Here is a 14,632-nt window from a genome sequence, read left to right on the forward strand (position 1 = left end):
CATGCCACGAAATTAGCATCATGCTAGCAAGTTAAGCGAACACTGACATGATAAATTAGTGGTTAGCTATATTTTTTTACTTTGCAACAGACCCCCCTTTTTTATATAGATATTTATTTGTTGTAAGGTTGTCTGCCCATTACGAATTTAAAAATTTGAAATTCTCTTAATAAAATTCCAATCCCGAGACAACATCCCACAATAAACAATAATGATATTGGAATAAAGATGAATGTTTGTTCTTCAAATATACTTGTATATTGGAACATATATTCCAATATAATCGGATGTAATAAATAAACGAAAAATGAATATCTACTAATCAATTCAACAGAACTAAACATAAATTCATCAAACTGTGTGCTAAAGTTAATTAAAATTAAAAATGCAAAAGTGATATATAATAAAATGCGATAGTCCATACTACTAACCATCCAATAATCATGTTCTCCTACAAATACAAAAGCTATGTATGCAGCGATAGCTAAAAATACAATTAAAGCGATGTATTTCGATACGAAAGCTTTAATAGCTTGATAATTATGACCTACGTAAGAACCTAAAAAGTAATAAAACAACCAACCAATTATAAATGTTTCAGGACTAAATGGATAATAGTGACTTATAAATTCTCTAACAGATTCAACATTTTGGTAACTATACAAATAGATTGTATTAATTATGAACGAAATGACAAGACTCCATTTTGAAAAAAGTATTTTAGCGTTTATCCGATATATGATCCAATTTAGCAAGAAGAACTGAATAATGATTACAATAAAGTAGCCATACCAATTACCTTGAATAACATTTTCTGTATATTGCGTTAAGAATGAATCATTTAATTTAAGTGTTTCAGAATAGCTATAGAATGCACCCATAATTAAGTAAGGTAATAATATATATTTTAGTCGTGTTCTTAAATAGCCTGTTTTTAATTTATCATTATAATTGAGTGTCGTTAATAGTTGAGACAATATAATAAATGAAGGTGTCCCGATAATTAAGATCATTCTGATCCAATATAAGACTTGTAATTGTAAATTATCAGGTTCATTTGTGTTTGTAAACTCGGTAAAAACATGTGTTAGTACAATTAATAAACATAAAAATGTTCTTAAATATATAAATTCAATATATCTTCCTTTACTCATGATTAAATCCTTCCCATTTCTTAACAAGCTTGTTAAAAGCATCATCACTTACCATAACTCTTGGAATATAAAAATTATCACTATCTGGAACAACTGCTTTTTCTTCCAATGTAAATCCATACTTGATTGATGTATCTTGATCAAGTTGTTTAATTAATTTATCGTTTGCTTGACCGTATGGATATGCGATCGCTTGTTCATTTCCATCTAGTTCATCTTTAATATAGTTCGTACTTTTATCGATATCCTGTTTAATGTTCCCCTTTTCAGCATATGATACTAATTTTGATTTTTCTTTTTTCATAGTATGCATATCATGTGTATGCGAAGCAAAATCCCATAGACCACTATTCTTCATTTCGAGTAATTCTTTTTTAGGCGACATAGGAATATTATGAAAATCAGGGTCACCCACATGATCCGTTATTACAAACCCAGTTCCTTGCACATCGTATTTTTTCATAATTGGAAAGGCATTTTCATAAATACTTTGATCCATATCATCAAAATTTAACCATACACAATTTTTAGGGAACTTACCTTTTTCTTTGTAATGAATGAATTCATCTAAAGATAAAAATTGAGCATTCTTTTCTTTTAACCATTTAATATGAGATTCGAATTGCGTGTCAGTGACACTATAAATTTTTAATTCTTTACTATTCGAGAATGATGATAGCAATTTATCTATCCATGTGTCTTCTCGTACGCGGTGATAGTTTAATGCAAGACATCCATTTTTCTCGCCACCTAGTGTTTTTTGTTTCTTAGCAAGTGCTGATTGATCACTAGAAATGAACATGAATAATATCAAAGCTATCATCATCGACCACTTAAGACTTAACTTAATAATACTCATGTGGTACAGCTCTCTTTCTTCTAACGTTGAATAGAAACGTAATCATCAGATATACTGCAATGATGATTGACCCAATCACAAAATAATTAAAAATCGAGACAATATCACCTTTCTCAAGATTCAATATTACTCTTACAATTTGTATAAAATGATTATCTATCGGTAATAACGAACCTACCATTACAAATAATACTGTTATGCAATATAGCCATAATATTGATGATGCTATAAATACGATTGACTCTCTAAAAATATTTAAATTTGATTCTACTCTTTTATGTTCCCTCTGTCTGGACTTGTCCATGTAGCAAACTCTCCTTTTTTTCTTTTAAGTGCTTTTGGAAATGCAACAACGACGACAATCGCATTGATTAACCAATAGAAAGTTGGGTACCAACTTAAAAATATGAGAAATAAATTGTTTTTTCTTTCATATCTACTGTCAATCAATAAAGAAATAGTAAATTGAATAATGTTAATAAACGTCAGTAAGAATGCTGATATTAAAAAGATATTTAATTGATAATTATAGAAGTAGTAATCAAAGAAGTTTAATCGAAGTAGTGTGTAACATAAGATAACAACTATGCCATATACCCATATTACAGAAAGAATTTGTTCAATAAATAACAACCATAATGAAACGTTTCTTACTTTAAACATGTTCTTAAAATCTCTTAAAATCACTTCATGTCCACCTTGGGACCATCTTACCCTTTGTTTCCATAACCCCTTAAATGTTTCAGGAACAAGCATCCAACATAATGCTCTCGGTTCATATTTTATTTTGTATCCTGATAAATGAAACTTCCATGACACGGCAATATCTTCAGTAATCATGTCCGTATCCCAATATTGATTCTTCTCTAGTGCTTTTTTATTAAATAATGTAAACACACCAGATATCGTATTAACAAATCCGTTAATCGTTTGTGCTCTCTTTATACTGCCTATCATACTTGCATATTCGATTGTTTGAATTTTCCCTAGTAAAGTAGATTTATTTCTAATACGCGGGTTCCCTGTTACTGCTCCGATTGTTGGATCATCAACCAAACTTTCCACCATATAATACGGTGCATCATCGTCGATAATCGTATCTGCATCCACACACATCAAATATGGATATTGAGCATATTGAGCTGCAACATTTAACGCATTTGCTTTACCCCTATTTTCCTCTAAATTAATAAACTTAATTTTGTACATTTGTTTAAGTCTTAATAATTCTGCCTTAGTATGATCTGAACTCCCATCATTAACAGCAATAATTTCTTTGATTGGGTATGAGAGGTCATTTAAATTCTTAATCGTGTCTGCAATGGTACGCGCTTCGTTGTAACAAGCGATAATAAATGAAACCCCTTCTTGCGGTTGATAGTTAATATGCTTAGCTTTCAACTTTCTTTCAATAAAAACATAGTAAATCAAAGTTCCGATTATCCAAAAAATTGACATAGCTATTGGATAAACGATAAAAAACATTAATAAAATTTCCATAATTTTCTCCCTAACGAACGGTAGTTTGTAAAAATAGTATATCATTTTCAGAGAAAAAGGCAATGCGTTATTTATTGTGTGAAATGTAAACGTTTTTACGAGTGATTTTTTGTGCTATTTCCTGTATAGTTATTCATAGGTAGTAAAGGAGGCAAATGAAGTGAATAATACATCTGAGAAACTCATCCATATAAGTATGAGAAGCTTTTCTGAAATGGGCTATTATGGAACATCACTAAATAATATTGCCAATGAACTAGGAATAAAAAAGGCAAGTTTATATAACTATTTCAATAGTAAAGATGAATTGTATGAACAATGTATTGAAAGATGTATGAATAAAGGTATGAAATTAATCGAAAGTATAGATACACAAGCTCATAATGCTCATGAAGAACTCCTAAAGTTTTTTCAAGAATATATATATGATTCATCGTGTTTAGTAAAATTCTACATTCAATTATCATTTGCACCATCTAACTTTACAGAGATGATTTTAGAGCACAATAAAAAACTTGAAATCGTGTTTAACAGTAAATTAGTAGATATCCATAAAAATAATGAATTCAATGTTAATCGCGATGATTTTATTTTATTTATTAATATGTTTGTATACGGATGGCTTTATAGAAGATCATTTATACAAAATAACGTAACACCTGACAAGATTATAAAAGAATTTGATCAACATATTAAGATATTAACGAATCAGTCAAACGCTGATAATTCATAAAACCTATAATGACACGCCATAAAAATCAATATATGTCGTGTTTTTTATATGGAGATATCATTTATAAAAATTTCCGTAAAACAATTTATAGATATACTTCAACGGTTTACTAAACCTATTCTTTTTTCGTATAAATTGTTGTAAAAAAATAACATAATAGTTATCATTTTGTTTATCCAATATTTTAATTACTTTTTTGTTATAAATTTACTTTTTTGGGTATTACATATATAGCTATACTAGAGAAAGAGGTAGAACCATGGTTATGAACAACAGGAAAGGCTATTATGAAGATATCAGTGATGATTTGTTGTATGTTTCACAATCTATTAGCCAAAAAATCTCATCTGAAGATTTTAATTTATCAGATGAGAAAGAGATTATTAAAGACATTCTAGAAAAGTTGGAATCCCAATCCTCAGAATAATACGCTATATACCGTCATAACGACTGCTCAGACAATCAAGGCAATCGTTATGATTTTTATTTTTTTATATTTAAATATCCTTTAATCAAAGGTACTTCTTGATTAATCAATGCTTCTTGAGTCATATCAGTTGCATGTTCACCCCAAAATGACAAAGCAGAACCTTTAACATTTTGACTTCTCACTTCATTGTAAGGATTCTTATTATAATAAAATTTATTATAAGCATATGGGTTCTGTTGCAAAGTTGAATTTATAGTATAATTTTAACAAAAAGGAGTCTTCTGTATGAACTATTTCAGATATAAACAATTTAACAAGGATGTTATCACTGTAGCCGTTGGCTACTATCTAAGATATGCATTGAGTTATCGTGATATATCTGAATAACCTCATTGAGCAAGATCACCGTCATATTAAAGTAAGAAAGACAAGGTATCAAAGTATCAATACAGCAAAGAATACTTTAAAAGGTATTGAATGTATTTACGCTTTATATAAAAAGAACCGCAGGTCTCTTCAGATCTACGGATTTTCGCCATGCCACGAAATTAGCATCATGCTAGCAAGTTAAGCGAACACTGACATGATAAATTAGTGGTTAGCTATATTTTTTTACTTTGCAACAGAACCCCTTAAAATATACTCAGAGCGTAAGCGAAAGTAGTAGCGACAGCTATTAACTTTCGGTTGCAAAGCTCTTAGGATTTTTAACGGTCGCAGCGCATCACACTCAAAAAGGAAATTGGAATAAATAGTTTGGGTAATGACTAAATAATATATTATAAAAAAATATAGAGAAGGAGGATTAAGGATGAATGTAGATAGAATATTAGCGATTGTTTTAATTTTTATCGGTTTAGTATTTTTTGTTTTAACACTTATTTATCCTAGTGAATTTAGAATAGGTGCTATTGTAGCTTCTTTTATCATGGCATTTCTATTTTGGAGAAAATCGAAGAATTTGTAGTTGAAAGTGAAAGGAATAATTATGATATTTGACTAGCGGTTTTGACTTTAGAAACGAGCGATTTTTGAGCGAGTTTCTACCTTTACTTGGATGCGTGGGGGGATACTACGACTCCTCCTTAACAATCCTGTAGACTGTAGAACGACTTACACCTGTTTTTTCAGCAATCTCTTCGCCTGTGAGTTTTTGTTCATCATACAAGAACTTGATTTCTCTTTTTTTGTGGTCAGGTAATGAAGGACGACCGCCCTTTCTTCCTCTTGCTCTTGCAGCTTCTAAACCTTTTTTCGTACGTTCACTTAGTAAGTTAGCTTCTAATTCTGCAAATGCACTCATCATGGTAAAGAACATCTTGCCCATCGCGTCTTTCGTTGACACATTCATATCTATAATATGTAAATCAATGTTATTTTCTTCAAACCATTGAGATAACTCAATTAATTGTTTGGTTGTACGGCCTAATCTATCTAATTTGTAGATAACTAAAATATCGCCTTCTCGTAAATAATCTAAACACTTATCAAGTTCTGTTCTTTTGGTTTTACGACCACTTGCTTTCTCGCTAAAGATACGTTCACAACCATATTTCTCAAGTGTATCAATCTGTCCATCAAGACTTTGATCTTGTGTTGATACACGTGCATAACCAATTTTAGCCATTTTAATTTCTCCTTTTGAATGCTTTTATGACACCTTATCTATATAATATGCTTCTCGAGACAAATGAGAAGACTTATTTAAGTCTATAAACTCGTATACTTTAATCTTTATGATACGTTGATTATAACACAAGTTTTGATACTTAAATATACAAGAAAAAACCTCTTAAATTTGAATTAAGAGGTTTTGTATCAAAAACGATCGTTTATGGTACCATTCAAATTTATCCTTATTGTACAAAATAACAGCGAAATTTTTAAATCTATTCCTTATCGATACAAATTCCCCGTAGGCGCTAGGGACCTCTTTAGCTCCTTGGAAGCTGTCAGTAGTATACCTAATAATTTATCTACATTCCCTTTAGTAACGTGTAACTTTCCAAATTTACAAAAGCGACTCATAGAATTATTTCCTCCCGTTAAATAATAGATAACTATTAAAAATAGACAATACTTGCTCATAAGTAACGGTACTTAAATTGTTTACTTTGGCGTGTTTCATTGCTTGATGAAACTGATTTTTAGTAAACAGTTGACGATATTCTCGATTGACCCATTTTGAAACAAAGTACGTATATAGCTTCCAATATTTATCTGGAACATCTGTGGTATGGCGGGTAAGTTTTATTAAGACACTGTTTACTTTTGGTTTAGGATGAAAGCATTCCGCTGGCAGCTTAAGCAATTGCTGAATCGAGACTTGAGTGTGCAAGAGCAACCCTAGTGTTCGGTGAATATCCAAGGTACGCTTGTAGAATCCTTCTTCAACAATCAGATAGATGTCAGACGCATGGCTTTCAAAAACCACTTTTTTAATAATTTGTGTGCTTAAATGGTAAGGAATACTCCCAACAATTTTATACCTCTGTTTGTTAGGGAATTGAAACTGTAGAATATCTTGGTGAATTAAAGTGACACGAGTATTCAGTTTTAATTTTTCTGACGATAAGTTGAATAGATGACTGTCTAATTCAATAGACGTTACCTGTTTACTTATTTTAGCCAGTTTCGTCGTTAAATGCCCTTTACCTGTTCCAATTTCGTAAACGGTATCGGTTTCTTTTAAATTCAATTGTTTTATTATTTGGTTGAGTACTTTTTCACTCGTTAAAAAGTTTTGAGAATATTTTATATTTTTGTTCATGTAATCACTCCTGAAGTGATTACATCTATAAATAAATACAGAAGTTAAACGATTTGTTTGTAATTTTAGTTATCTGTTTAAAAAGTCATAAGATTAGTCACTGGTAGGAATTAATCTAACGTATTTATTTATCTGCGTAATCACTGTTTTTAGTCTGTTTCAAAACAGTAGATGTTTTATCTACATTACGCATTTGGAATACCAACATGACGAATCCCTCCTTCTTAATTACAAATTTTTAGCATCTAATTTAACTTCAATTCCTATTATACACAATTTTAAGATAATGCACTATCAACACACTCTTAAGTTTGCTTCTAAGTCTTATTTCCATAACTTTAGGGTTAACCATACGCAAGACCAATCACTCTCGGACAATACTCATGATTTTAATGATAAAATCCATGTTAAACCCATAGATAAGAAATACACCTGCAATAACCGTTACCTGTTTGTGCCAATTTAAAAATGCACCACTTTTTTATAATTAAAACGGTTGAAAACTGTACCACTAATAACTCACAATAGAGAGATGTCACCGTCAAGTTAAATGTACAAAATAACAGCGAAATTTTTAAATCTATTTCTTATCGATACAAATTCCTCGTAGGCGCTCGGGACCCCTATACGAACATTTTTTGTAAGAGTCCTTGTTTACGTAATTTCAACTCATCAATTTTTTGCCTTTGCTTATTAATTACTTTATCTAATTTACTAAAGAAATCACCAATTTTTTCTTGTTCTTCTAAACAAGGGATTTTAGTTTCATAATTTAAAAAGTCTTCTGGTTTAACTGCCATTCTCTCATATACTGTGCCTTCTTCATATTTTCTAACTCGGTTTATAAAATCATTTCGAGTAACTAGTAATTCAATAAATAATGGTGAATGTGCATTATTTACCTCAAATGTAATATAGATAGGTGAAAAAATTACTGAACCAATATGATTTCTAGTAATTACCCCAAATTTTAAATTTGCAGGATTATAGCATATATCATTCATTATAGTAACTTTATATTTTTTGTTTTTATCTTTTACTAAAAAGTCTCTGTTATATCTATCAGACTTTAATGAAATACCACTAGTTGATAATGTAGCATGTGGGTAATTCCCTATTTTACTAGCATATTCTTTTCTTTCACTTAAAATATCCTTTAATTTTATTACCTCCCATTTTGGATATTCATTTCCATTTTTATCTTTAAATCTTAGTTCTTGAGAAAAAATCTTTTGCATATATCCCTTTTTCTGTTCTTCTAATTTCGCTAACTTTTGTTCCTCTAATTCAATTTGACGGTCGAGTTTGGTAAAGAAATTTCCTATTTTATTTTGTTCAACTTTGTTAGGAAATCTCATTTTTAGTTTTCCATACTCTTCGCTATTAATACCAGGTTGACCAGATCTAACAGACATTACAGAAACCCAGTTTTCAAATCTTTTTGTTAACGTATTTTGAAATATAAAACTAGCTAGGTAATTATTATTAAATGCAAATTTTATTAAAAATCCTGCAAAATAATAATTTTTATCTCTATCATAATGTTTGTGGATATATGTTTTACCAGTACTTGCACCAGTTCTTGCAAATAATACATCATTTTCATTAAGCAAATACTTTTTATCCAATCTATCAGGTGATGTAAGTTTATCATTATCAATTTTTCTGCTACTTTCATTGATGTCAGTTATACGTACGTATACATTTTTTCCATCAAACTCTGTTGCAGAAGCCCCAATACCATACATACCTTTGTTACTAATATCTTTTAAATTTTTTTCTTCCCAATCACTACTGAATTCAGGAAATCTTAATTCTGGTACATTTTTTACTTCATTAGTCATGTTTTAACACTCCTAATTCCTTAAGATAGTTATTAATTTCTTGTTCTACTTCGATAATTTCATCATCAATTTGATTTAAGTCTTTTTGAACTTGGTTTAAATCAATAGATTCTTCTTCTTCAAATGTATCGACATATCTTGGAATATTAAGGTTATAATCATTTTCTGCAATCTCTTCTAAACTTGCTGCATAACTATATTTATCTAATGTTTCTCTATTTTTATAAGTTTCAACAATTTTTTCAACATCTTCAGTTGTTAAATGGTTTTGATTTTTACCTTTTTCAAATGATTGCGACGCATCAATGAATAATACATTATCATCGTCTTCACGACATTTTTTAAAGACAAGTATACTTGTTGGTATCGATGTACCGAAGAATAGATTTGCTGGCAATCCTATTACCGCATCTAGATAGTTTTTTTCTTTAATTAAGTACTCGCGAATGACACCTTCAGCTGCACCACGGAATAACACACCATGAGGGAGAACTACTGCCATTGTGCCATTATCATCTAAGTGATAAATCATATGTTGAATGAATGCAAAGTCAGCTTTTGATTTAGGCGCTAATTTACCATAATTACTAAAGCGTGGATCTTCTAAGAATTGTGCATCTGAACTCCATTTCGCACTATAAGGTGGATTGGCAACCACAGCTTCAAAACGTTCGTCTGAAATGGCTGGATCTTCTATCGTGTCTCCATTTTCAATTTTAAAATTCGCATAGTTCACATCATGTAACAACATGTTCATACGTGCTAAGTTATACGTTGTACTGTTGTATTCTTGACCATAATATTGACGCACATTGGCTTCACGTCCGACACGAAGTAACAGTGAACCCGATCCACAAGTTGGGTCATAGACACTTTTAATGTCTTTTTTATTTGCTGTTACAATTTTAGCTAAAATCGTTGAAACTTGTTGGGGTGTGTAGAATTCTCCAGCTTTTTTACCTGAACTTGCTGCGAATTGACCAATTAAGTACTCATAAGCATCACCTAACATATCGATTTCCATATCACTATGAACAAAAGGTAATGTAGATATCTTCATCATTACTTTTGAAATCAATTTTGTACGTGCAGCATTAGAGTTACCCAAACGTGAAGAATTAAGGTCTAAATCATCAAATAAGTGAATAAAGTCATCTTCACTATCATGACCTCGTGTAGAATTTTCTATGTTTTTAATCGCATTGCTCAGGTCTTCCATTTCAAAAGCTTGTTTCTCAATTTTTTTAACTAAGTGACCAAATAGATATTGTGGTTCAATCACATAACCGATACGTGAAATAAATTCTTGTTCTAAGACGGGTCTATAATCTTCATCTGCCATCGCAGTTTCATAATCTATATTATCTTCAGCTAAGAGTATTTGTGCTTGTTCTTCAATTTTTTCACTTAAGAAACGATAAAAAATCATACCTAAGATATAGTTTTTAAACTCGTTGGCATCCATATTGCCACGTAAGTCATCAGCGATAGACCATAGATTTTTTTGTAATTCAGCTTGTTGTTGGCGTTGTTTTTCTGTAATAGACATTTAATTGTCCTCCTTGAATAAAGTGTTGGATAAGAATTGTTTTTTTAATCGACTTTGTCTTTGTTTTAATACGTTTAATTGTTTTTCTTTAATACCAATTTGCCCAATCAACCGTTGTCGTTCAATTGAAGGTAAGGTAATATAGAGTGATTTTAACTGTTGATGTGTTAGTTTTTTTATTGTTGAGCCACCCTGCATATATTGCTTATATTGTGATTGTACCTCTGGTGCTAGTTGAAACCAATAGACTAAAAAAGCAGGTTCCAATAAGTCTGAAGTAACTTCAATTTTTGTATAGTTATAAGGTAAAATTGAACCATCGTGTCTTGAGCTTACTAAGGTGCACTCACCTGTCATCATACTTATAACAATATCATCTTTATGTACAATGGTTGCTCTTGATGTATCTTTTAATTTGATGACTCTAGGTTGATATGTATCATCTATGGTTAACCCTAAATCTATATCTAACATATTTTGATCATATATCATATAACGATTCCCCAGGTCGCTCTCATCAACTTCTAAGCGCTGTATTAATGTGCCACTTTGATAATTAACATAATCTTTTAACATACCAAACCTCCTGTAGTTTTGTTTTTCTACAAAATAAATATAGCATGACTTTAAAATAAAAACAAGTGTAGTTTTAAAAAACTACACTTGTTTTACATTAAACACTATATTTTTTAACCATCTCTTTGATAAATGATTTAACACGCTTTATTTTTTTAGTACGTATCAAAAGACCCCCAGAAACGCCTTCTTCAATTAAATTATTATTTAAATGACCACTAAATTCAAATTCCTTAACTAACGATTTCAATAATTCTAACGGATAATCTGTTTCCTCAGAAAATTGTTCCAGCTCTCCGACCTTCACTTTAGATTCATAATTATAATAAGCATCATCAATTGAATCACCTTCATTTAAGTTCGGTACGACTTTATCTAAGAAGCTTCGAATTAAATCTGATTTCAACCTTAATTGATCATCATCAGCTTTATCAAGCACTTTACGAATCTCTTTAATATCTTTTTCTTGTTGTTCTGTATTACTTAAATCAATTTGATTTAATAAATCTAAAATATATTGAACATTAATCAAATCATTTCGTAAAATCTCAATATTAAAATCAATATTGTCTAATATAGATTCTCCCTCTAGAGTTTCTTTATCAGGTCGCATCACTTTATCATAGATATCTAAATATTTACCTTTATAATCTTCATATGTTTGTTCATCAATACCTAACGTTTCCTTGTCAAATACAAATTCATCAAACGTTTTTAACTTTTGCATATGCTTGGCTAACTCACGATATGCGATTACAAAATCACGCTGATCTTCTTCTCTTTCTAATTGGTCTACGGCTTGAGGTGTTTCAGCTAATTCAAATAGTTCAATCAGAGCCTGTTTAAATTTCGTTAAGTACGCTTGGAACGATAAGCTCAATACCGTATCTGTATTGTCTGTTTTAGAGAAAAGCTCAATAGCCTCATCCGTTTTTTCTTTTAAGTTTCTATAAGCAACAATATTTCCATAGGGTTTCGTTGGCTCTTCCACACGATTGGTACGTGAGTAAGCTTGAATAAGCGTATGATGCTGTAAATTACGATCAACATATAACGTATTCAATTTTTTACTATCAAAGCCTGTTAAGAACATATCGACAACAATAAGAATATCTAATTTTTGATTGGGTAATCCTTTTTTGACACGGTTTGATACATCATTGAAGTAACCATCAAACGTATCCGTTGAGAAATTTTTATCAAAGGTCTCATTATACGTTTGAATGATACCTTCTAATATATCTCTTCTTGTTTGTTCATCCATCGTATCATCTATGGCTTCGTTATCTTGATAACTGAATATTGTCGTGACATTAAGGTTATGTACACCTTGTTTCTTCAATTTTTGGAAAACACGATAATATTGAATCGCCATTGGAATACTTTGAACGGTCAACATACCTGTGTACATTTGATCACGTGTTTTTTTATTATGATTCGCAATAATATGTTCTGCTACTTTTTGAACACGTTCGTCTGCCATCCATATTTCAGCTTCATTAATTTTATTAACATAACCATCTTCGATAATTTTTTCACTACGGTCAAACGTATTCATATATTCAACAGAAAAACCTAGCACGTTACCATCTCTAATCGCATCTTTGATTAAATAATGGTGTAGACATTCTCCAAAAATATCCGCAGTCGCGCGTCCATCTTGACTCGCATTCTCTTCAAATCTAGGTGTTCCCGTAAAACCAAAGTATTGGGCGTTTCCGAAATGTTGTCTGATGATACGGTGCATTGAACCAAATTGTGTTCGATGGCATTCGTCAATAATGAAAACGACTTTATCTTCTTTATAACGTTCCATTGCTGGATGTCCTGATTTAATCGCATTATCCATTTTTTGAATCGTCGTAACAATTAGTTTCCGTGTAGGATCATCCATTTGTTTGAGTAACTTTTTAGTATTGAACGTCCTATCAACAGAATCTGACTCAAACTTATTAAATTCCCCTAAAGTTTGACCATCTAGGTCTTTGCGATCGACTAAGAATATAACTTTCTTAATATCTGGTTCTTGCGCTAATATTTGACTGGCTTTAAACGATGTGAGGGTTTTACCACTCCCTGTTGTATGCCAAATATAACCATTGTTATTTGTTTCTATAGCTCGATTTAACAAAGCCTCTACAGCATAAACTTGATACGGTCTCAAGGCCATTAATATTTTATCTGTTTCATTAATAATCATATAACGGCTAATCATTTTAGCAATATGGCACGGTTCTAAGAAAGATTCAATAAAATCTTTAAGCACATTAATACGCTCATTTTTTTCATCGCTCCAGTAGAACATATGACTTTTCATGATTTTTTGATCGCTATTCGCGTAGTAGCGTGTTTCCATTTTATTACTCACTACAAACATTTGTATAAATCTAAATAGCCCCGTATAGTTTTGACGACGATAGCGTTCAATTTGATTAAAAGCTTCTGTAATCGCAACCCCACTACGTTTCAACTCAATTTGAACCAAAGGTAATCCATTAATTAAAACGGTTACGTCATAACGACTCTTGTGTGTATCATTCACGCTTACCTGATTTGTGACTTGAAATGTATTTTGACACCACTTTTTTATATTCATTAAGCTAAGATAAACTTTTGTTTCGTCATCACGTTCTAGTACGTATTTATCCCTTAATATTTGAGCACTTTCAAATACACTTTTATCACTGATATCAATCATGATACGTTTAAACTCACTATCTGATATAGGCGTACCCTCTAATTTATCTGCATTTCGTTCATTTAAAATACGTCTAAAATTCTCTTTTAATTGTGTTTCGTTGCGCAATAATACACGCTCATACCCCAAATCTTGTAGCTGTTTAATCACATTTTCTTCTAAACCATATTCGCTTTGGTATCCCAATTTAATCGCTCCACCCTATCAATCTTTAATATAATTAAATAATAACATATAAGAAAGCTTATATATGGTGAGTAATGATGCTCAACACCATAATTGCTATTATATTTTATAAGATATATATAATTATTTATCTTATACCAATCATTTACATAATCGATGATTATCAGAAGTTCTATCCACATAAAAAGCACGACAAGTTCATGAACTTGTCGTGCTTTTTAATATAATTAGTTACCAAACACACGACTCCAAAATCCTTTTTTAGATGGCTGCTCCACCTCATTATTAGTCTCACTTTCTTGTTCTTTAACTCGTTTCTCTTCCTCTGTAGTA

The 14,632-nt window shown here is 30.9% G+C and carries 15 protein-coding genes and 1 pseudogene; 5 read left to right on the forward strand and 11 right to left on the reverse strand.

Annotated features, from left to right (window positions below):
* Positions 1-113: 113 nt before the first annotated feature.
* Genes LQ693_RS12445 through pgaC form a run of 4 tightly spaced genes read right to left on the reverse strand, consistent with a single transcriptional unit; the run spans position 114 to position 3,513 of the window.
* On the reverse strand, positions 114-1,154 hold the full coding sequence (locus tag LQ693_RS12445; RefSeq protein ID WP_021286102.1) for an acyltransferase family protein: 1,041 nt from the start codon (positions 1,152-1,154) through the stop codon (positions 114-116).
* A complete protein-coding gene (icaB, locus tag LQ693_RS12450) occupies positions 1,147-2,013 on the reverse strand; it encodes an intercellular adhesin biosynthesis polysaccharide N-deacetylase (protein WP_031864178.1) in 867 nt (288 codons plus the stop codon). Before icaB ends, LQ693_RS12445 begins: the two co-directional genes overlap by 8 nt.
* Positions 2,000-2,317: an intracellular adhesion protein IcaD gene (gene icaD / locus LQ693_RS12455; protein ID WP_049955591.1), complete on the reverse strand. Its 318-nt coding sequence runs from the start codon at positions 2,315-2,317 to the stop codon at positions 2,000-2,002. The genes icaB and icaD overlap by 14 nt, the downstream gene beginning before the upstream one ends.
* Positions 2,281-3,513: a poly-beta-1,6-N-acetyl-D-glucosamine synthase gene (gene pgaC, locus LQ693_RS12460; protein WP_239703254.1), complete on the reverse strand. Its 1,233-nt coding sequence runs from the start codon at positions 3,511-3,513 to the stop codon at positions 2,281-2,283. Before pgaC ends, icaD begins: the two co-directional genes overlap by 37 nt.
* 160 nt (positions 3,514-3,673) lie before the next feature.
* Between pgaC and LQ693_RS12465 the strand changes: the two genes are divergently transcribed.
* From LQ693_RS12465 to LQ693_RS12480, 5 genes and pseudogenes are all read left to right on the forward strand, one after another.
* The gene (locus LQ693_RS12465; RefSeq protein ID WP_031864176.1) at positions 3,674-4,246 is read left to right on the forward strand and encodes a TetR/AcrR family transcriptional regulator; all 573 of its coding nucleotides are present in this window, start codon (positions 3,674-3,676) and stop codon (positions 4,244-4,246) included.
* A gap of 265 nt (positions 4,247-4,511) precedes the next feature.
* On the forward strand, positions 4,512-4,673 hold the full coding sequence (locus LQ693_RS12470; RefSeq protein WP_158191245.1) for a hypothetical protein: 162 nt from the start codon (positions 4,512-4,514) through the stop codon (positions 4,671-4,673).
* A 288-nt stretch (positions 4,674-4,961) separates the two neighbouring features.
* Positions 4,962-5,063 carry an IS6 family transposase gene (locus tag LQ693_RS13855; RefSeq protein WP_044466898.1) on the forward strand — a complete coding sequence of 34 codons (102 nt, stop codon included), beginning with the start codon at positions 4,962-4,964 and terminating at the stop codon, positions 5,061-5,063.
* A pseudogene (locus LQ693_RS12475) lies at positions 5,053-5,247 on the forward strand (DDE-type integrase/transposase/recombinase); the annotation flags it as partial. The gene LQ693_RS13855 and the pseudogene LQ693_RS12475, both read left to right, overlap by 11 nt.
* A 240-nt stretch (positions 5,248-5,487) precedes the next feature.
* Positions 5,488-5,643 carry a hypothetical protein gene (locus LQ693_RS12480; RefSeq protein WP_181037951.1) on the forward strand — a complete coding sequence of 52 codons (156 nt, stop codon included), beginning with the start codon at positions 5,488-5,490 and terminating at the stop codon, positions 5,641-5,643.
* A 105-nt stretch (positions 5,644-5,748) separates the two neighbouring features.
* On the opposite strand, the gene LQ693_RS12485 is transcribed toward LQ693_RS12480, so the two are convergent.
* The 7 genes from LQ693_RS12485 to LQ693_RS12515 form a co-directional block, all read right to left on the reverse strand.
* On the reverse strand, positions 5,749-6,303 hold the full coding sequence (locus tag LQ693_RS12485) for a recombinase family protein (RefSeq protein ID WP_031864197.1): 555 nt from the start codon (positions 6,301-6,303) through the stop codon (positions 5,749-5,751).
* Between the two features lie 405 nt (positions 6,304-6,708).
* Entirely contained in the window at positions 6,709-7,446 is a 738-nt protein-coding gene (gene erm(B), locus LQ693_RS12490) for a 23S rRNA (adenine(2058)-N(6))-methyltransferase Erm(B) (RefSeq protein ID WP_002292226.1), read from the reverse strand.
* Positions 7,447-7,570: 124 nt separating this feature from the next.
* A complete protein-coding gene (locus tag LQ693_RS12495) occupies positions 7,571-7,654 on the reverse strand; it encodes a 23S rRNA methyltransferase attenuation leader peptide (protein WP_001814874.1) in 84 nt (27 codons plus the stop codon).
* 415 nt (positions 7,655-8,069) lie between these two features.
* On the reverse strand, positions 8,070-9,290 hold the full coding sequence (locus LQ693_RS12500; RefSeq protein ID WP_239743702.1) for a restriction endonuclease subunit S: 1,221 nt from the start codon (positions 9,288-9,290) through the stop codon (positions 8,070-8,072).
* The gene (locus LQ693_RS12505) at positions 9,283-10,839 is read right to left on the reverse strand and encodes a type I restriction-modification system subunit M (RefSeq protein ID WP_239743705.1); all 1,557 of its coding nucleotides are present in this window, start codon (positions 10,837-10,839) and stop codon (positions 9,283-9,285) included. Before LQ693_RS12505 ends, LQ693_RS12500 begins: the two co-directional genes overlap by 8 nt.
* Positions 10,840-11,415, reverse strand: coding sequence for a restriction endonuclease subunit S (locus LQ693_RS12510; protein WP_107365496.1), 576 nt, complete (start codon positions 11,413-11,415; stop codon positions 10,840-10,842).
* A gap of 97 nt (positions 11,416-11,512) precedes the next feature.
* The gene (locus tag LQ693_RS12515) at positions 11,513-14,299 is read right to left on the reverse strand and encodes a type I restriction endonuclease subunit R (RefSeq protein WP_074368327.1); all 2,787 of its coding nucleotides are present in this window, start codon (positions 14,297-14,299) and stop codon (positions 11,513-11,515) included.
* Between the last annotated feature and the right edge of the window lie 333 nt (positions 14,300-14,632).

It is taken from the genome of Mammaliicoccus sp. B-M6 (assembly GCF_022386965.1).
GTDB classification, from domain to species: domain Bacteria; phylum Bacillota; class Bacilli; order Staphylococcales; family Staphylococcaceae; genus Mammaliicoccus; species Mammaliicoccus sciuri_A.